This is a genomic window from Burkholderia sp. WP9, assembly GCF_900104795.1.
Lineage (GTDB): Bacteria > Pseudomonadota > Gammaproteobacteria > Burkholderiales > Burkholderiaceae > Paraburkholderia.
Map to the genome: position 1 here is coordinate 1712147 of NZ_FNTG01000001.1, position 19399 is coordinate 1731545.

At 65.1% G+C, this 19399-nt stretch carries 16 protein-coding genes and 1 pseudogene; 5 read left to right on the top strand and 12 right to left on the bottom strand.

Annotated elements, in window-relative coordinates; all coding sequences use genetic code 11:
• The first annotated feature begins 34 nt into the window (after window positions 1-34).
• Window positions 35-829, top strand: coding sequence for a cystine ABC transporter substrate-binding protein (locus BLW71_RS07740; protein ID WP_091794682.1), 795 nt, complete (start codon window positions 35-37; stop codon window positions 827-829).
• A gap of 107 nt (window positions 830-936) precedes the next feature.
• Window positions 937-1596, top strand: coding sequence for an amino acid ABC transporter permease (locus BLW71_RS07745; RefSeq protein ID WP_091794684.1), 660 nt, complete (start codon window positions 937-939; stop codon window positions 1594-1596).
• A gap of 127 nt (window positions 1597-1723) precedes the next feature.
• On the opposite strand, the gene BLW71_RS07750 is transcribed toward BLW71_RS07745, so the two are convergent.
• From BLW71_RS07750 to BLW71_RS07775, 6 genes and pseudogenes are all read right to left on the bottom strand, one after another.
• Window positions 1724-2722, bottom strand: coding sequence for a Gfo/Idh/MocA family protein (locus tag BLW71_RS07750; protein ID WP_091800575.1), 999 nt, complete (start codon window positions 2720-2722; stop codon window positions 1724-1726).
• A gap of 147 nt (window positions 2723-2869) precedes the next feature.
• Window positions 2870-3589, bottom strand: coding sequence for a FadR/GntR family transcriptional regulator (locus BLW71_RS07755; RefSeq protein ID WP_091794686.1), 720 nt, complete (start codon window positions 3587-3589; stop codon window positions 2870-2872).
• A 334-nt stretch (window positions 3590-3923) separates the two neighbouring features.
• The gene (locus BLW71_RS07760) at window positions 3924-4433 is read right to left on the bottom strand and encodes a flavin reductase family protein (RefSeq protein WP_091794688.1); all 510 of its coding nucleotides are present in this window, start codon (window positions 4431-4433) and stop codon (window positions 3924-3926) included.
• Window positions 4408-4566, bottom strand: a pseudogene (locus BLW71_RS07765) (hypothetical protein); the annotation flags it as partial. The gene BLW71_RS07760 and the pseudogene BLW71_RS07765, both read right to left, overlap by 26 nt.
• Before the next feature lie 36 nt (window positions 4567-4602).
• Window positions 4603-6507, bottom strand: coding sequence for a serine aminopeptidase domain-containing protein (locus BLW71_RS07770; protein WP_091794690.1), 1905 nt, complete (start codon window positions 6505-6507; stop codon window positions 4603-4605).
• 171 nt (window positions 6508-6678) lie between these two features.
• The gene (locus tag BLW71_RS07775) at window positions 6679-7671 is read right to left on the bottom strand and encodes a glycosyltransferase family 2 protein (RefSeq protein ID WP_091794692.1); all 993 of its coding nucleotides are present in this window, start codon (window positions 7669-7671) and stop codon (window positions 6679-6681) included.
• A 336-nt stretch (window positions 7672-8007) separates the two neighbouring features.
• Here BLW71_RS07775 and BLW71_RS07780 point away from each other — a divergent pair, with 336 nt between their 5' ends.
• The gene (locus BLW71_RS07780) at window positions 8008-9468 is read left to right on the top strand and encodes an oligosaccharide flippase family protein (protein WP_091794695.1); all 1461 of its coding nucleotides are present in this window, start codon (window positions 8008-8010) and stop codon (window positions 9466-9468) included.
• Between the two features lie 44 nt (window positions 9469-9512).
• Here BLW71_RS07780 and BLW71_RS07785 read toward each other — a convergent pair whose 3' ends face one another.
• The 6 genes from BLW71_RS07785 to BLW71_RS07810 are packed head-to-tail and all read right to left on the bottom strand — an operon-like array spanning window position 9513 to window position 17519.
• Entirely contained in the window at window positions 9513-10667 is a 1155-nt protein-coding gene (locus BLW71_RS07785) for a glycosyltransferase family 4 protein (protein WP_091794698.1), read from the bottom strand.
• Window positions 10664-13078, bottom strand: coding sequence for an NHL repeat-containing protein (locus tag BLW71_RS07790; RefSeq protein ID WP_091794701.1), 2415 nt, complete (start codon window positions 13076-13078; stop codon window positions 10664-10666). Before BLW71_RS07790 ends, BLW71_RS07785 begins: the two co-directional genes overlap by 4 nt.
• Before the next feature lie 13 nt (window positions 13079-13091).
• Window positions 13092-14249, bottom strand: coding sequence for a glycosyltransferase family 4 protein (locus tag BLW71_RS07795; protein ID WP_091794705.1), 1158 nt, complete (start codon window positions 14247-14249; stop codon window positions 13092-13094).
• Complete coding sequence (locus BLW71_RS07800) at window positions 14246-15424, bottom strand: glycosyltransferase family 4 protein (protein ID WP_091794708.1); 1179 nt, start codon at window positions 15422-15424, stop codon at window positions 14246-14248. The genes BLW71_RS07795 and BLW71_RS07800 overlap by 4 nt, the downstream gene beginning before the upstream one ends.
• An 11-nt stretch (window positions 15425-15435) precedes the next feature.
• Window positions 15436-16986 carry an O-antigen ligase family protein gene (locus BLW71_RS07805; protein WP_091794711.1) on the bottom strand — a complete coding sequence of 517 codons (1551 nt, stop codon included), beginning with the start codon at window positions 16984-16986 and terminating at the stop codon, window positions 15436-15438.
• Window positions 16986-17519, bottom strand: coding sequence for a GNAT family N-acetyltransferase (locus tag BLW71_RS07810; protein ID WP_091794713.1), 534 nt, complete (start codon window positions 17517-17519; stop codon window positions 16986-16988). The genes BLW71_RS07805 and BLW71_RS07810 overlap by 1 nt, the downstream gene beginning before the upstream one ends.
• Before the next feature lie 348 nt (window positions 17520-17867).
• On the opposite strand from BLW71_RS07810, the gene BLW71_RS07815 reads away from it, so the two are divergent.
• Both BLW71_RS07815 and BLW71_RS07820 read left to right on the top strand, forming a co-directional pair.
• Window positions 17868-18119 (top strand): acyl carrier protein, encoded by a 252-nt coding sequence (locus BLW71_RS07815; protein WP_091800578.1) that lies wholly within the window; start codon window positions 17868-17870, stop codon window positions 18117-18119.
• Entirely contained in the window at window positions 18116-19399 is a 1284-nt protein-coding gene (locus BLW71_RS07820) for an acyl-CoA dehydrogenase family protein (RefSeq protein WP_091794716.1), read from the top strand. The genes BLW71_RS07815 and BLW71_RS07820 overlap by 4 nt, the downstream gene beginning before the upstream one ends.

Sequence of the window (19399 nt, forward strand, 5' to 3'; positions counted from 1 at the left end):
TCTGCTAAAACGCCAGACGTAAAAAAGGAACTCGATGAAATTTGGCTTGTTGAAAAAGATTCTGGTCGCCGGTCTGATCGGCGCGTCGTTCACCGCCGTGACCGCCCACGCCGACGACCTGCTCGATCAGGTCAAGCAGCGCGGCACGCTGCGTATCGGTCTGGAGGGCACCTTCCCGCCGTTCAATTCGAAAGCGCCGTCGGGCGAACTGGTCGGCTACGACGTCGACATCGCCAAGGCCGTGGCCGCGAAGCTCGGCGTGAAGCCGGAATTCGTCACGACCGAATGGAGCGGCATCATCGCCGGTCTGCAGGCGGGCAAGTTCGACGTGATCGTCAACCAGGTGGGCATTACCGACGCGCGCAAGCAGGCGCTCGACTTCTCGCCGGCCTACACGTACTCGGCCGCGCAACTGATCCAGCGTAAGGACGACACGCGCCAGTTCAAGTCGCTCGACGATCTGAAGGGCAAGAAGCTCGGCGTCGGTCTGGGCACGAACTACATGGACATGGCGAAGTCGGTGCCGGGCATCGACGTGAAGACGTATCCGGGCGCGCCCGAGTACCTGCGCGATCTGGCCGCCGGGCGTCTCGACGCGGCGCTCAACGACCGCCTGATGCTCGCGTACCTGATGAAGAACTCGCAGTTGCCGCTGCGCACCGGCGCGAACGTCGGCGCGGGCAACCCGTCCGGCATCCCGTTCAGGAAGGGCAACCCGAAATTCGCCAAGGCGATCGACGACGCGATGACCCAACTCGAAGCCGACGGCACGTTCTCGAAGATCTCGGACAAGTGGTTCGGTATCGACGTCACGAAGCCGGTCAAGTAACACGCGCTGACTGAAACGAAGGGCGGCATCGTCGGCGATGCCGCCCTTCGCGCTTTGACGGCAACGTTTATGATGTGCGCTTTTGCGCGCCAACCCGACCACCGCTCATGTCCACCACTTCCCTGCTCGTTGAATCGCTGCCCGTGCTCGCGCAAGGCGCCGTCCTGACGATCAAGTTCGCGGTTCTGTCGATGTTCTTCGGCCTGCTTGCCGGCGCCGTGCTCGCCTTGATGGGCGTGAGCCACAGCCGCGTGCTGAACTGGATCGCGCGCATTTACGTGAGCGTGATGCGCGGCACGCCGCTGCTGGTGCAGATCTTCGTGATCTACTACGGCTTACCGAGTTTCGGCATTTCACTCGACCCCACGCCCGCCGGTGTGATCGCCCTGTCGGCGAATGTCGCGGCGTACCTGTCAGAGAGCATGCGCGGCGCGATTCTCGGGATTCACAAGGGTCAGTGGCTCGCCGCCTATAGTCTCGGTCTTTCGCGCCGCCAGACGCTGCGTTATGTGATCGCACCGCAGGCCTTGCGCATTGCCGTACCGAGTCTGTCGAACAGTCTGATCAGCCTCATCAAGGACACCTCGCTGGTGTCGGTGATTACCGTGACCGAACTGCTGCGCAGCGCGCAGGAAATCATCGCCTCGACGTATCAGCCGCTGCCGCTGTATCTCGCGGCGGCTGCGGTTTACTGGGTGCTCTGCCAGGTACTCGAAAGCGTGCAGCGCTGGTACGAACGTCGCCTCGCGCTGCCCTCGCGCCACTGAAGAACCGGCGCGCCACCACGGCGGCGCACCGAAGCGCCGGGATGCACAGGGCGCACCCAGAAGGCATCCGCCCGGATAAGCGCCGGATAACGCGGCGCCTGCGGGTCGCCGCATGCCCAACCCGCGCTCACTCCCCGGCGAACTTCAGCCCGAGCGCCGCGCGCGCCGCGTCGGCCATCGCGATCATCTGCAACGACTTGGCATGCGGCATCACCGGGCTTTCCACCTGCCCCGCCCGGATCAGTTCGCAGAAGTGCGCCGTCTCGTAGTTCAGGCCACCGCCTTCGAACGGCTCGTCGAGTTCGATCACGCGTCCATCGGCATAGCGGATCGTCGCGCGCGACGGGTTCCACCACGGCTCATGAATCGTGACGTGGCCATGACTCGCCATCAACAACGCATCGCCTTTGCCGTGCAGATCGAGCCCGCAGAACAGCTGGGCGATGCCGCTCTCGTGCCGGCTGTTCAGGCTTGCAAAGGTATCGACGCCGGTCTTGCCGAGCCGTCCGAGCGTCTGCACCTCATGCGGCGCGCCCAACCAGTCGACGGCGAGAAACATCTCGTAGATCCCGATATCGAGCAGCGCGCCACCCGCATGCTCGAACGACAGCGACGGGTGATCGTCCGGCACGCCCGGCACTGAGCAACCGGCCCGCACCAGCCCCACCGTGCCGATCGGGTCGGCGCTTAGATGCGCGCGCAACTTTCTGTACAGCGGATAGAACGGCGGCTTCATGGCTTCCATGAAGAGCCGTTGCGCGGCGCGCGCGGCGTCGAGCACGCGCTCGAGTTGCGGCTGATTGATGGTGGCGGGTTTTTCGCACAGTACGTGCAGACCGGCTTGCAGCGCGGCGATCGCGTAGCCGGCGTGACTGTCCTGGACAGTGGCGATATAGAGCGCGTCGATACCGCTTGCGAGCAGCGCCTCGAAACTCGCGCAAACCTCGCCGCCGAACTCCTCGGCGAAAGCCGTGGCCGGTTCCGCGCGGCGTGACCACAGCGCGGTCAGTTGCGCCTGTGGCACATGAGCGAGTCCTTGAGCGAAGCGACGGGCAATGCGGCCCGTCCCGACGATTCCCCAGCGGACCATGCCGTCCGGCGAGGCTTCCCGCGTTGCGATTGTCATCGTTCCTTCGAGTCCATGCAGTTCAGAACAGGCGCTATTGTCGCGCATGCCACACGCTCTCGCGTAGGGCTGAACTCGCGCCTTTTCGTGCTGCGCAGTCTCACAAGGAAAAAACCAGAATCCGACGTGCCGCCGCGGCGGTCGCGCTCAGCCGTGCGCCGGCGGGTCCGCAGAAAACTGGCTGCCGACTTCTTCCGCGGTGTAGTCGATCATGGCGAGCGAGGCGATTTCCGCTTCCTTCGGATCGCGCCGTTCAATCGCTTCGACCACGCGCTGATGCGAACTCACCGCCGTTTCCCACAGCCCGTCCCGGTCGGTGACGATGGGGTTCACGGTCGATAGCGCGCCGCGAATGATCGCCGCCATCTGCTTGAAGAACTGGTTCCCGCTCGCCACCACGATACGGGTATGGAACAGTTCGTCGGCTTCCTGATAGCCCGGCTCGCCTGGCCGAATACCGCGGAACGCCTCGAACGCCTCGCGAATCGCGGCGATATCCGCCGCGCTGCCGCGTGCGGCCGCCTGCGCCGACGCGCGCGGTTCGATCAGGATGCGAAACTCGATCACGTCGCGCAGAAACAGCGGATCGGGTTTCGCGCGAAAACGCCATTGCACGACGTCCTCGTCGATCATGCGCCAATCGCTCATCGGCCGGATGCGCGTGCCGATCTTTGGCCGCACGTCCAGCATGTCGCGCGCGAGCAGCATCGACAGCGCCTCGCGCATGACGGTGCGGCTGACGTCGAACTCCTTCGACAGCACATCCTGCGGTGGCAGTATGGCGCCGTACTTCTCTTCGACGATGCCCGTGACCAGTCCATCCATGACTTTGCTCACGAGCGATCGATCTTTGTTTGCGTGTTCCATCACACTCTCCCCGAAGCGGTGTTTGCCCCCGCGTAGCCTGTTGATCGAGCGGCCCTGTGTGTCGTTTTATTGGTGTGACAATGTTGTTCTACGATACGTTGCTAGCTTCAAAACGCTTGCGCCAGTTGGGACACTTCCTGAGAGGGTTATCCCTCTGAAGAATTGTTTCTTCCGTGAAACGCCGCATATCTTGACGGGCCATAAGCTTGCGTTTCAAGCGTGCCTGCGTCGTGAAATTTACATAGTGCGAAGACGCACGTTGCGAGACGAATTGTCTGATCTGCAACGATCGAGGCGGATACGGACTGGCGGAAAGCGACGGTTGGCATTCGCATCAACGCGTAGTCGCCGCGAGCGGCGGCGAGTTCAGTGCGCCATCCTGAGCCGACACGGATCCGTAGCGTCCGCCGAAAAAAATCAGGGGCGCGTGCTCATCCAGAGAGAACACCAGCACCTCGCCGACGAACAACGTATGGTCGCCGCACGGATGCCGGTCCACCACGCGCGCCGCGAAGCGCGGCGCGAGCCAGCTTTGCGGCTCACCGGCGAAGTGGCGGCTATGCGGCTCCTGCGCCTCGGACAACACGCTCACGCCGAAAAACGCGCTGTCCATCAGACGCTCGTGCATACGCGCCTGGTGTCCGACCGAGACGACGACGAGCGGCGGCTTGAGTGAACCCGACATGAAGGCATTGGCGGTCATCGCGTGCAGACTGTCGCCGCTGCCGGTCGAGATCACCACGACCCCGGTCGCGAAGCGCCCCAATGCACGGCGAAAGCGCTGCTCGTCGAAAGCGGCCTGCGCGGGCTGCGGCGTTTCAGCGTGACGTACCCTCGCCTGCATGGCAGTTCTCCTGATCGCGACCGTACTGGTCGTCGAAACGGACGATGTCGTCTTCACCGAGATACCCGCCCGATTGCACCTCGATTATTTCCAGCGGAATCTTGCCCGGGTTGTCGAGCCGTTGCGTGACGCCGTGTCTACACGTCAGCCGACAATTCAGGCGCAGGCATCACGCTTGCCCGAATAAACGAAACGCGCGCGCACGCTTGACAAGCCATTGCGTGGCCCGCGCGCGTCGCCCACCGGCGCGCCTCGCGAGCGGCTCGCGGGCGGTGACGGCGTCGGGCACGCGCCGCTCATTGAAAGTGTCGCGATAGAACGTTTCGAAATACGACATCACGTTTTCCTGCGCGCTGGCTGACAGGATCGCGTGATCGGTGTGCTCGCAAAACGCCGCGCGAATGTGCCTGAAGCGCTGCAGCCGCGCGCCACGCACGCCGAAATGGCGCTCGAGTTCTTCGACGCCTTCGTCGAGCACTCCGAAGAGGAGCCGTGTCTCGACACCGTGCGCGTCCACTGCGGCGAGGAGGCTCCGTTCTTCCTGTGCACCGAGTTCAATGCCGCAAATACGTTCGATCCGATCGGCAAGCGTCGCGCCGAACCGCGCAGCGAAGCGTCCCGCGAGTTCGCGCGCGACCGGCCATCCGCCCGTCTGTCCCTTCAGCACGCGAAGCCATTTGCGCGGCTCGCACATCGAGCGCAGATAGCTGCGTGTCGAACCAAAAGCCGCGACCGCGACGGTCGGCTTGCCATGCGCGTCGCAGATGTTCTGCCACGTGAACTTCTGCAAATTCACCAGCACCGCGCCGAGCGCCGCCGGTTCGCGTGCCGCCGCATGCAGGCCGACGTAAGCGCCTGCGCAGATGCCGAGCAGCACCGCGCCGCGATGGCCCTGCGCTGTCAGCCAGCGCGCCGCACAGGCGGCGTCGTCGACACCCGACTGCGCGTACAGCGCGTCGAGGCTCAACGCATCCAACGATGGCATGCTGTCGCCCAGACCACCGAGATCGACTCGTAGCGAAGCAATGCCTTGTCGCGCGAGACGCCTGGCAAAGCGCACGCCAAGCCGCGCATTGCCGATTCGCGAGACCGCCCCTGTATTCAGCAGCAGCGCCGCTGGCGCAGTAACGGCGCCGTGAACTTCAGGCCGGCAATAGATGCCGAACAGCCTGCCGCCGTCGAGCCATACCGGCGTTTCAACCACGCCAGACTCGACCACGTGGGTCGTCTCGCGATCAGAAGTGTGTGGCGCGCTGCCATGGGTATCGCTGACCGTGGCCGCACGCCCGGATGCGATCGCATGAGCCGCGCCATCCGCCAACCAGTTCTCTATCGACTGAAACGCGGACTGCGGAATCTCACTATCGAGCGATTCCATCATGAACCTGCTGTACTCATCGAAAGGCTGCCGTTCAACGTCGACGCCTTGCTCGCGGTAATGCGCAGCCAGCGCGTCGACTCGCGCGGGGTCCAGCGAATCGAGCATGAGCACGCGACCGGCCGGCCGCGGTGCGTCGCGTTTCAGATCGACCGCACGCAGACTCTCCAACGTATCCTGATAGAGGCGAAAGCCGTACGCCTCGACGAATGCGTCGGTATCCGGCTCGGGCACGCAGTCCATCGCAGCCGGAATCGACAGCCATTGACGATAATGCGCGCGCAGCTCGCGCTGGTAGTTCTTACCCGACAGGACCGGCGCGAGCAGCACGAGGCCGTCCACCCCGCCGAGTTCCTGAGCGGCGAGCGCCGCGAGCGTGCCGCCGAGCCGCAATCCGCACAACGTCACGCGTTCGACACCGGACGATTCGCGCAGCAATGCCACGGCTTGCTTGATGCTGTCGATCCACGCGCGCCAGCGGCCGGGTTCACTCGCCTCACCTGCCGAATCGCCCGTGCCCGGATAATCGAAACGCAGCACCGGCATGCCGCGCGCGGCGAGCCCCTCGGCCAGCCTGCGCATGCCGCGATACGTGCACAGTGCGTCGTAGCCGAACGGATAGCACAACACCAGCCCGTCCGGCCCACTCGCCGGATGCAACCAGCCGAACTGGCCATCGAAGACTACTGGCCTCACGCTATGCTCCTCACGGGGTCCTCCCTTTCAACGCATTACAACAAACGTCGCATGACTCATATGTACGTCCTGCCACATTGTCTCGGAGTCCGATTAATTGGCGAATGAGCGTGATCCCGCTTGATCCCGCTCGATCCACCCGATGCGGGTGATCGGAAACGGCCGGCGTAGTCAGTTGCCGTGCGGCGCACGCAGCGCGAACGTCGAGCGCGCGGCGAGCAGCAAGTGATAGAAGAACCGCGCGCGCAGTCTGTCGCGCATCGGGTAATGCTTCGACAGCAGCACACGCCACGCGGCAGCGGGCTCGCCGGCTCGCGCATAGGCGGAGGCCGCGCGCGGCGCCACGCGGCGCAATGCATCATTACGCGCGGCCTGTGCCGCAGCCGGAACATGGCTCTCGCGCAGTTGCGCAAACGCGTGCATCGCGGGCAACGCATGCGTTGAAATCGACAGCGCCGTTTCGCGCGATACCGAGACGCACTCGTTCACGAAGCAGATCGCCGTTGCGTCGACGCTGAGCCGCAAGCCGAAATCGAAGTCGCATGCTTCGCCGACTTCGGCGGCCGGGCGATACCCAATGCGGCGTGCCGCCAACGTATCGACCAGAAAACCGTTGTTCGGGAACATCTGGTCGATGCCGGCTAGCGCCGGTATGGGCAAACGGCCGGCACGCTCGGGCACGCGCCGGTAATCGCGATTCAGGCGTTCGCTGGCTTCGGGGCGCGGCGTGCCGTCGTCGGCGATCACGCGCTGCTTGCCGAACGCCGCTGTCAGGTCGGGGGAGGTTCGCCAGCATGCATCGAGACGATTCAACGCATGCGGTTCCAGCAGATCGTCGTCGTGCAGGAGCACGAGCCGGGCGCCGCGAGCACGCGCGAACAGGCGATTCACATTGGACGCCTGACCGAGCCGGGGCACGTTGCGTTCGTAACGAATGGGCCGGTCGCTGCGCAAGCGGCAGCGTTCCACGACATGCCGCGCGCTGTCGTCGGTCGAGTCGTCGCCGATCACGATTTCGAACTCGCCATAAGTCTGCGCATGGCAACTGTCGATGGCCTGCTCGAGCAACGCAGGCCGGTTGCAGGTGGGAATGCAGATGGAGATGAGCCGCGCATCCAGTTCACGCGCGCCGCTCCCGCCCTGTTCGTCGATGCGCTCAGCCATGGATGCCCCGCAAACCGCTCGCGCCCAGGTCCCGTTGCATTCTGGCCGACGAGCAGCGCTCGAATCCGGCACGTTTCATTGTCAAACCCCGTTCGATGATTACGCAGCAACAACCCAGCCGCGCGGCATTACCTTCTGATGATTTGCATTTAACCTCGCCGGATGGCAAGTATCTGTACGGGCACACACATAGACGCGCCAGGGGCCAGGGCAACATCGAAACCTGCGACGGGCCGACACCGCCGTGTCAAGCGCGCTGCAGAGTGCGACTGCGCACCGACAGCGGCCAGAACGGACCACACCATTGCAGGAATTCAGACGCCGGAAAAGCGCACCATGGAAAGAAGTATCGTCAGGAACATCGTCATCAATTTCGCCGGGGCGATCGCTCCAACGTTTATCTCCCTCGTCACCGTGCCCGCCTATATTCACCTGATGGGCGTCGAACGATACGGCGTGATCAATCTGGTGTGGACCCTGATCGGCTACTTCAGCGTGCTGGATCTCGGCACGAGTCTCGCAACCGAAAATCAGATATCCAAAGCGCGCGCCGCCACGGACGATTCGATCGAGCGCATCTTCTGGAGCGCGTGGTTCATGAATCTGGGCACCGGCATTGTGGGCGGCCTTCTCATTTACGTGGGCACGGTCGTCTATATCACGCACGGCGTGAAGATCGAACCCGCCTTCCAGCGCGAAGTGATGGCGAGCCTGCCGTGGATCGCGGTGGCCGTGCCGATCGCCAACGTCTCATGGGTGTTTGCCGGCGCCATCAACGGCGTGGAGCGCTTCACCAGCTTCAACATCAACCAGACACTGGGCACGGCGCTGTTCCAGTTACTGCCGCTAGCGGCGATCTTCTGCTTTTCGCCCTCGCTCGCGGTGGTGATTCCGGCGGCGGTGGTGGCGCGCCTCGTGGCCGGCCTGATGCTCGGCGCGGCCGCATTTCGCGCGCTCGGGATTCGCCGCGTGCGGATGCCGCAATGGCATGTGATGACCGAACTCTTCCGCTATGGCCGCTGGATGCTGATGTTTTCCGGCGCCAACATGATTGCGTCGACACTCGACCGGGTGCTGGTGGGCGCGCTGCTCGGCGCGCGCTACGTGACGTATTACGCAACGCCGCAGAACCTGATTACGCGCCTGAATCTGCTGCCCATCGCGATGGTGCGCACACTGTTCCCACGCCTGTCGGCCGTGTCCCGCGCGGATGCGGACGCATTGGCGCATAGCGCCCTCGCGTTTCTCAACGGCGCGTTCACGCCGTGCGTGATCGTCGCGCTATTCGCACTCAAGCCTTTCCTCCTGCTCTGGCTGGGGCCGACGGTCGCGGCCGCCGCGCCGGTTGCCAGCGTGCTCGTGCTCGGCGTATGGCTGAGCGGCCAGTGCGGCATTCTAGGAATTCTGATCCAGGCGCAGACCAGCCCGGCCGCCGTCGCCACGGTGAGCTGGCTCGAATTGCCGGTATTCGCCGGCGCGCTGTGGTGCGGGATTCACTGGTTCGGGATCATGGGCGCGGGTGTCGTCGTCACGCTGAAAGCGCTATTCGACTACGCGGTGCTGCTGGTGTTCGCGCGGCTGCACGTGTGGTCCATCGTACGCAATATGCTGGCCCACCTCGCGTTCCTGCTAGTAGCAGTCGCGCTCGCCGATTCGATCAGCGCGGTGCCGACGCTCATCGTCGCGGCACTCGTGCTGGCCCTCGCGAACCTGGGGCTATCGTTGCACGGGTCGAGCGAGCTTCGCGGCTTGGTCGGCAAGCTCTGGGCGCGCTTTACGCCGTCCACCACCAGCTAGTCCATAGGACTGAAGCGGACCGCTGCTGAGCGCGGCCCGCTCTTTCAGATCGAGCTCGAGTGCGTGACAGTGTCCGGCACTACTCGTGCAACCGCCGTCATACCGCGTGTGGCGATGCTCGCAAAGCGGCGCGGCTGGCAGCTCGCCAAAGTGCGTTCGTAGATCGACAGATAGCCGTCGCTCACCTGCTGCACGCTGAATTTGTCGAGCTTGCAGAGCGCGCGTGCGGACAGCGCCGCATGCGCATCGTGCGCGCTCAGCAGATGCCCGAGCGCCTGCGCCAACGCAGTCGGGTCCTGCACCGGCACGAGCACGCCGGCTTCGCCGCCGTCGAGCATCTCGGGAATGCCGCCCACGCGCGTCGCCACGATCGCCCTACCTAATTCACGCGCTTCACACAGCACGAGGCCGGCCGCCTCGTAGTGCGAGGCGAGCACGAACACGTCGGCCTGCGCGAGATACGCACGCGGGTCAGCGACAAAACCTTCGAAACGCACCTGAGCGGCGACACCCAGTTGCCGAGCCAGCGCTTCCATGGCACCGCGATCCGGACCGTCGCCGACGAGATACAGGACCGCGTGCGGCACGCGCTCGCGCAGCAGCGCGAAGGCATGCAGCAGATCGCCGATCCCCTTGCGCTCATACATGCCCGACACCGTGACGACGCACGGATGCGCCAGTTGCGGTTGCGCGGGCACCGGCGTGTCGGCGAGGCGCGGCGTGCCGATCGTGCCATTACGCACGACACTCAGGCGCGCCGGCGCAATGCCGCGCCGCGCCATCGCCGCGGCCACTGCATCGCTGACCGCCACCACGTGATCGCCGACGCCCATCAGCGTGGCGCTGCGCTGAAACTCGTTGTGCACCGTGGTGATCAGCACGTAGCGCCGCCGCAGCGCGCTCACGCGAGCGATCAACGCGCCGGTCATCATGTGCGCGTGCACGACGTCGGGATCGACCTGCGCGACCAGCCGTCTGAAGCCCGCCACCATGCTCGCGACACGCGACGGTCTGGGCGATTGCGGCAACAGCACGTGACGCACGCCGTGCCGCGCCAGTAGCGCTTCAAAGCCGCCGCCCGCCGAGGCCACCGTCACGTCGTGGCCGGCGCGCGCCTGCAGGCAGGCTAGGTCGACCATCACGTTGACGATGCCATTGCCGACGCATTGCGCGTGATTGGCGAGGTGAATGATTTTCATGGAGTCCGCGCAACAGTCGTTGAATGAGGGGCAGCCGCTGCAAGCGGCGCCGAGGGCGGCGTGAAGCGGTACATCAGCGCCTTGCCGTAGGCGTCTTCCTCCACCAGCACGAGGTATTCGCCCGAGGCGAGGCGATGCGCGGTCATCGGCATCGGCACGTCGACCCAGCCGCTCGTCGAGCCGACTTCCTTGCCCGGCGAGAGGCGGCCGACGTCGCGTCCGCTCGCGCGGTCGTACACACGCACCACGGCGCCGCGCGTTTCGACGGCGAACACGTAGTCGCCCGCCACGGTAAAGCCGCTGATCGACGACCAGTCCGGCGCGCCGCGATCGGGTAAGCCGATCACATAGCGCAGCACGGGCTTGCCGCTTTTCCAGTGGTCGTAACGAGCCAACTGCGAACCCGCGCCATTCCAGTTCTCCTGAACGAATGGATGCGCGGGTGTCGAGCCGGAGACGAACATGCTGTCTTCATCGGGGAAATAATTCAGGCGCGCGACCCGGTAGAACGGCGCGGGCGGCGCATACTGCCGCATCGCCGAGTAGCGGTAGATCGGATTGCCGACACGATCGAAGCCCTGCAGCGGAAAGCAGCGTATGCCCTGCGATTCGGTGCCCTGCCAGATATCGCCGCGGCTATCTACCCACCAGCCGCGCATTTGCGGCGCGTCGGCGTTGCGAATGTTCTGGTCGAATGCCTGTGGAGAGAAGTCGCCCTTGCCCGTCGTATCGCGCCAGATCCATTCGCCTTGCCGCGGCTGATTGGGCGGCCACGCGCCGTCGATATGCGACTGCGAGAAGAGCCCTGCGGGGATCGCGGTCTCGCGGTCGTCGGCGAAACGATAGATCCGCAGATACGAGGAGTACATGTCGGTCGTAAAGAGCAGACGGTGACCGCGCACGTCGCGCACCATCGGCATGCCCCGCTGGCCGCCGAGATACAGATGAAAATATGGATCGTACGGATAACGGAAACGGTCCGCGGTGTAGCCGGCATACGCCCACTCCTGCCCGAGTGGCCGCGAAAGATCGAGCGTGAAGCGCTTGCTGCCGCTGTACACCGAAGGCGGCTCGCCATCCACGAACTGCGCGCCGTCGACGAATAACAGTCCCTGCAGACTGAAGCGCTGTTTGCCATCGGGCGTATAGCTTTCGAGCAGCGCGCCGTCGTAGGTGCTCGGACCCGTGCCGAACGGGCGCGGACCCGCGCCGTTCATCGACACATAGACGTTGCCGCCGCGGTCCACGCCCACTCCCGTCAGCCCGTTGAAGCGCCGTGGCCCCGGCGCGCCGGCCCGGCCCGCGTAGATGCCGCCCTCCTGTCCGAAGCTCGCCGACAATTGCATGCCCGCTCCCTGCTGAGTCGTCGCGCCGGGGACCGCCGTGAAGATCAGGATCTGCTGGCGCACGCCGTTGTCGGCGATCAACAGGCGCCCGCGCGCGTCGACCGTCAGGTCTACGGGCACCACGCCGTCGGGCAATGCGAGTTCGCCCAGACGGGCGCCATCGCGTGCATGGTGAACGACGCGCCGCGCGCTGTCCGTGCGGCTGTTCTCAATGGCCCACAACGAGCCGTCGGAAGCGAGCGCAAGCCGGCCAGGCTCGGGCACCGGGAACGCACCGACCGCTTGCATGGTTTGCGCGTCGTACACCTGCACGCGGTTATCGAGCAGGTTCGAAACGAACAGCCGCGTGTCGTCCGCGGCGAGGCCGCGGACCGCGTAGTCGGTCTTGTCGGAATAGGTGGAGATCAGCAGATACGCGAGCCGGCTGCCGGCGGGAAACTTCACCTGGCCGGCGAACGGCACGCCGTCGCGTAGGTCGGCCCGGCTGCGGCGCGCCACGCCCGTCCACACTTCGCCCTCGCGCGGGGTCGCGCGGTGCTTCGCCTCTTCGTTGCCGAGGCTCACCATGGTCTGCGCGACGTACACGTACTCGCTGTTCACGGCGATCGCGTCGCCGCCCATCATGCCCCAGCCATGCGACTCGCCGCCGTGCCGCACCAGCTCACCGTTGCGGTACTGGCCGAGTTCGCCGCCGCCTTCGTCCCAGGGCGCGTTCGTGAATACGTCGCCATCCGGCGTGACGGCGAGCGCCTGCACGTCGATCTGCATCCAGCGATGATCGGCATAACCCCACGTATTGCCGATCCACGAGGTTCGGTAGGATAGCGAAGGATGGGCGGACGCCGCCTGTACTTCGGCGGCGGGCCGGCTGGCCGAGGCTGCGGCGACGGTCATTGCGGCTGCGGTTGCGTTGGGAGTGGTAATGGCTGCCGCCGCCTCGGTAGTCAGCGCCGGCCCGTGAATCGTCCATCCCGAACCAGCCGCGCCGATCACCACCAGCACAGGCAAGGCCACGGCGATTACGCACACCAGGCGCTCGAAGGTTTTGCGTGCGGTGCTTCGCATGATCACAGGCGTATCAGAATGCGCTGATCGCTTCGCGATAGACGCGCGCAACCTGCGCGGCGACCACCGGCCGGTCGAAATGCGCGCTCGCATACGCACGGCACGCCTCGGCATCCGGCACCACGCGGCGCCCGAGCAGGACGTCGGCAATCCCTTCTCCGAGCGAGCGGAATCCGCTCGACGGCAGTACCAGTTCGGACGACAGCGGCGCCACCGCTTCCGGCAGTCCGCCGACCGGCGTCACCAGCACCGGCGTGCCCGCGGCGAGCGATTCGATCGTGGTGAGCCCGAAGCCTTCGAGCGACACCGTCGGCACCACCGAAAGATCGGCGGCCCGATACCACAGCGGCACTTTCTCGTCGGCCACGAAACCCGCCAGCCGGACATTGCGTTCGAGCCCGCGCGAAACAATGCGCGCCTGCAACTGAGCTTCCAGCGGCCCCTTGCCGGCGATGATGAGAAGTACGTCCGGGATCATCGGCTTGACGAGCGCCATGGCGTCGATCAGGTCTTCGAGGCCCATGCGCGACACCAGACGCCGCATGCAAAAGAGCAGCGGCCTGTCCTGCGGCAAACGCAAACGCCCGCGCGCCTCGCGCCTGGTCGCCCGCGTATTGAAGTGCGCCACGTCGACACAGCCCGGCACGATACGAATGCTGTCCTCACGCACGCCGTAGTTCTCGTGAAGCAGCCGGCCAAACGCCTGCGAAAGCACGATATGCCGTGTCCCGCTGCGATAGACGAAGCGCTCCAGCGCGACGCGCATGGCGCGCGACCAGCCGCCACCACCGCCCGGAAACGATTCGGCCGCCCACGGTCCGTGAAAATGCACGACCTTCGGCACGCGCCGGAACACGCCGACAGTCGGCGCCGCGTAGAGCGCGAAATGCGAGGCGACCACATCGGGCATCTTCGCGGCGCGCAGCGCGCGCGACTGCACGCGCGAACCCCACAGCCGCGTGCCGAGTTGCGACTGCGCGCCGGCAAAAGCCAGCACGCGGCCGCCCGACGCATCGAACACGCCCGGTGTGCCCGCCACCATGCCGCGCACATTGACGCCCTGCTCGGGCAGCGTATCGATCAATGCCTTGAACATGCGGTCGAGCCCGCCCGGCCGCTCGTTGAACCAGTGCATTCCGATTTGCAGCGATTCGATCGACGTATCGCTCATAGTTCCGCCGATGCGGTCGCACGCGCCGCCGGCAACTCGCGCGCCGCGCGCCGTGCATGCACCTGTTCGTAGACGGACAGATAGCGCTCAGCCATCGCCTGCCAGCTCAACGTGCCGGCCACCGCGCGCGCGGCGAGCCCAAGGCGTCGCGCGTAATCCGGCTCTCTGGCGAGATGTTCGATCGCCACGGCAAGCGCGGCGGCGTTGTTGGGATCGTCGAGCACGATACCGCTGCCGCGCGCGATCACTTCCGCGCCGCCCGCGGTGCGCACGGTGATGACCGGCAATCCGGCGGACAACGCCTCCAGCAGCACGAGCCCCATCGGCTCGTAGCGCGAGGGAAACACGAACGCATCGACCGAGCGCATCAGCGCGGGCATGTCCATCACCATGTCCGTGAAGTGAACCCGCTGCGTCAGTCCGAGCGATTCCACCAGCGCGGGGTAAGGACTGTTGTGCAGAATCCCGGCGACCGCGAGATGCACTTCGGGGGACGTGCGTACGAGCGCATGCAGGACGGTGTCGAGATTCTTGCGCGACATGCGCAGGTCGCCGGCGAACAGCAGCATGAACGGCGCTTGCGGCAGATTGAAACGGGCCCGCTCCGGTGTACCGGGCGTGAACTCGCCGACATCGACACCGTTGTGTATCACCTGCACCTGTGCCGAGCCGATGCCCAGCGCGCGAACTTCGCCGGCCACTTTCTGCGAGACCGGCACGATCACCTCGGCATGCCGGAACGCCCACTTTTCGCACACGATATTCAGCAACGTGTAGACAACCTGATACGCGTGATACAGGTTATGCAGCAGCCTGAACGGATAGAAGCCGCAGCGATACCAGCCGTCGTGGACGAAGTGCACGGCGTTGACATCGGCACGCGCCCACGCAATGAAGCCGTTCACATGCACCACGTCGAATTCGTCGCGATGCGCGCGAATCCATGCGCCGCAACGCCACGCGAACATCTGGTACTGAAGCAGCTTGGTCGGCAAACCGCTGGTGGGAATCTGCACGAAATGCACGTGAGGGTGCTGCACCAGTTCAGGCGCGGCCTCGGCGGCGAGCAGCGTCACCGCATGACCGGCGGCGAGCGCCGCCAGCACGATCTCATAGTTGACCCGCCCCTGCCCGTCGTTTTTTCGCACGACGTGGGTGACGATCAGAATTCGCATCCTTGTGTCCTTCATCTGGATATCTTGTTGTGCCGTAGTGAAGCAACGGCGGCCGCGCCCTGACGTTCACGCGCATAACGCAGCGAGATCACGGGCAGCGTCACACCGAGAAAGAAAAACATCCCCGATACGGAGGTCAGCGTATTGATGAAAATCATCATCGAGAAAATCGCCACCGCCACGCCCACACCGGAAATCGCCAGCAGGTCGGTCGGATGCAGCCGGCTCGCCCGGTACGCGCGCCAGAGCAACACGAATACGCCGGTGGCATAGAGCAGCGTGCCCGGCCACCCCATCACGAAGGGGACTTCCATCAGGCCGCTGTCGAAATCGACCCTCGCCGCGGATGATTTGTCGTCGGAGAGCTTGGTGCCGAGGCCAATCGTGCCGAGCCCCTGTCCTGCGATGTCGGTAAACGCCGAGGAGAAAAAGCTCTTGTAGAACTCGGCGCGCGCCTGATAGCTGTTGTCCTCGCCGAGGTTCTGCATCGTGCTGAAGCGCTGGATCACCGGTTCGGCAACCTGATCGATCATCATCAGCGGCGCGGCCATCACGGCGAGCCCAAGCACGCCGGCCATCAACCGCATGCGGCTCCTGCCGTCGAGCATGAGGAACGAATACACGATCGCGATCGCAAAACCGCCCCACGTGCTGCGCGCGCTCGTGAGCAGCAGCACGGGAATGCCCACGCAGCCCAGCACGATGCGCGCCTTGCCGCGCGCCGCGAGCGACATCAGCAGAATCGTCATGAGCGTGACCGCGAACGGGCCGCACGAATTCATCGTGCTGCTCACACGCATGCCGAACGGCACCGGTTGCCCTTCGGATTGCATTTTCGAAGCGATCAGCCAGAACGCGTCCCACGGCATCGGCGAAACGAATTCGACCAGGCCGTACACGCTCATCAGGAGTCCGCCATAAACGAATGTCTTCAGCAACACGCGGTGATAGTCGGGATAGTGGCGCCATGTGACGGTGAGATAAAACGCCACCATCACGGGATACAGCCAGTTGATGAGCGTGTAGGTCGCGGCAGCGGGACCGACCTGCGCCATGCCGACCACATACGCGTACAGCAGCGCGATCACGATCAGCACGAGCGGCGCCGCGCGACGCTGCCCCAGCAGCGAGACGTGCTTGAGCAAGGTGAGGCCGGTGAGCGCGACCGCGAGCAGAGGCGCGATCATGATCGGGCTTTGATCGTTGAACGAGCCGTTGACGAAGTCGGCAAGACGGCGCACTTCCGGCGTCAGGAAAAACAGCCAGCAGACGAAGCCGAGGTAATGCGCGGGCGAGCGCCAGTAGAACAACAATGCAATGCCGAATGCGCCGAGCGGAAAGAAGTATTCGACCACCCTGCCCTGATGCAGCGCGACCAAGCCCAACGTCACCGCAAATAGCAGTAGCGGCAGGCGCAGTGGATGGCGCAGGCCCCTCGCCCGCGCACCGGCGGCCGGCGCGGCAAAAGCAGGTGCCGCGCCCGGAGAAGTGCGTGGTATGTCCGGCGTCGGTCGCGCGAGTGCAAGCTGTGCGCTGGAAGGCGTGACGAGCATTCGCCCCATCACAGCAACTCGAACGTATTCACGAGCACGGCGGCGCCGCGCTCGCGGCGGCGCACGCCGAAGAGCGGCTGGCTGACGCGCGCCTGGCGTGTGAGGCCGATGAATGGCACGCCATGTTCGAGATAAGGTCCTTCCGTCTTGCGAAAGCCGAATTGCTCGTAGAAGCCGCGCAGACCGAGCGGCGCACTGACACGCGTGGCATGTCCCGGCCAACGTTCGGCGATTGCCTGCAGCACGCGTTCGAGCAGCAGTTCGGCGGTGCCGTCGCCGCGTCGCAGCGGACTCGTCAGGACCTTGTCGATGGTGATCTCCGGGTCTTCCGCGTCGCCGGGTTGCACACGTGCGTAAGCGAGAATCGGCATGGAGCGCGCCATGTCCTCAACCGCGAACACGTGCAACGCATTTTCGTCGCGGCCGTCGGCGTCCAGACAGACATGCGACTGTTCGACTACGAACACCGCGCTGCGCGCCCGCAGGATCAGATACAACTCGCGTGCCGAAAGCTGATCGAATTCCAGCGTTTTCCAGTTCATCACGTTCCCCAGCGGTCAATAAGTTCAACGAGACCGGCTTTACGCGCCGGCTTCGACGGCCTGGCTGCCTGCGCCGGTCCGTTCTGATGGCTACACGGTACGTCCGCAAACCGCGTGTTTCCGTGCGCCATCGCACTGACGCTGGGCTTTGACAATTCTTAAATACGGGACATCGGGCACGGCGTGGCAAAGCGCCGCCTGAAACCGCACGCAATCACTGTGACCGCGCCGCAGCTGGCAAATCGACCAAGCCGGCAAGCGCCGCGCGCAATCGACACAAAAACGATCACGTGCGTTCGATCGATGTCCGCGACATTCGAGACCGTTGAACAACTGGGGGACCACACCATGAAAACCGCATTGCGACGCATCCTTTCCGAATCGGCCCGCCTCGACGTCGCGCCGGAGAGCCTCGCCGACGACGCCAACCTGTACGCCGCGGGCTTGTCCTCACTCGCGACCGTGCATCTGATGCTGGCCATCGAAGACGAATTCGGCATTGAAATTCCAGACCGTTTGTTGACGCGGCGGCTTTTCTCGAGCATCGATTCGATGGCCGCCGCGGTAACCGAACTGCAACAGGCGAAGGCGGCAGCATGAACGCCCCGCTGCTGGATGCGGCGGCTTCGCTCGCCCCTACCCAGGTGCCGGCCCTCGACGAAGGCGACCCGCCGGCCGTGCTGAGCGCGGTCGACGCCGAACCCGGCTGGCGCGCGGCGGCGCAACGCTGCGCCGCAGTGGCCGCGCAGTTCGCGGATTCGGTGGATCGTGAGGCACGCTTTCCGCGCGAAGCGTTCGACGCGCTCAAACGCGAGCGCCTGCTTTCGGCCATGGTGCCGGCCGCATTCGGCGGCGCGGGGCTGTCGCTCGCGGACGTCGGCGCGATCTGCGAAACGCTTGCGCAAGGCTGTGCGTCCACCGCGATGGTGTATGGGATGCATCAGATCCAGGTGGCCTGCATCGAGGCGCATGGCAGCGACTCGGCGTGGCACCGGCAGTTGCTCGCGCAACTGGTCGAGAACCAATGGCTGCTGGCTTCGGCCACCTCCGAAGAAACCATCGGCGGCAATATGCGCACCAGTGCATGCGCAGTCGAGCTCGACGCTGCGCGCTTTCGCATCGAAAAGCTCGCACCGACGATCTCTTACGGCGCGCACGCCGACGGCGTTCTGGTCACGGCCCGCCGCACCGCCGAGTCGGCTGCGGCGGATCAGGTGCTGATCGTCGCGTTGCGCGCCGACACGCAATTGGAAAAGCGCGGCGGCTGGGATTCGATGGGCATGCGCGGCACCTGCAGCGAGGGCTTCCGGCTCGTCGCCACGGGTCTGGCCGAACAGATCCTGCCGACGCCCTTTGCCGAGATCGCCGATCAGACCATGCTGCCGGTCTCGCACACGCTGTGGGCCTCGGTCTGGACCGGTGTGGCCAGCGACGCGGTGAATCGCGCGAAAGTGTTCTTTCGCGCGCAGGCGCGCTCGAAACCCGGTGAGATTCCGCCGGCCGGCCTGCGCCTCGCCGAAGCGGTCGGTCTGCTGCAGATGATGCAGGCGCGCCTCGCGGTCGCGCTGGAGGCGGCGCGCGCCGCCCACCAGGCACGCCACGGCGGCTCGCAAGCCGATGCGCCGCTCGCGGCCATGCTCGGCTTCGCCTCCGACATGAACACGCTGAAGACGAGCATCTCCACCACCGCGCTGCAGGTCGTGCAGGAAGTGCTGATGATCTGCGGCATGGCGGGCTACAAGAACGGCACACCGTACAGCGTGGGACGCCATTTACGCGACCTGTACTCCGCACCGCTAATGATCAACAACGACCGCATTGCGCAGAACACCGCGAGCCTGTTGCTCGCGCAACGTCCTGCCGCCCCGGGGAGAGCCTGA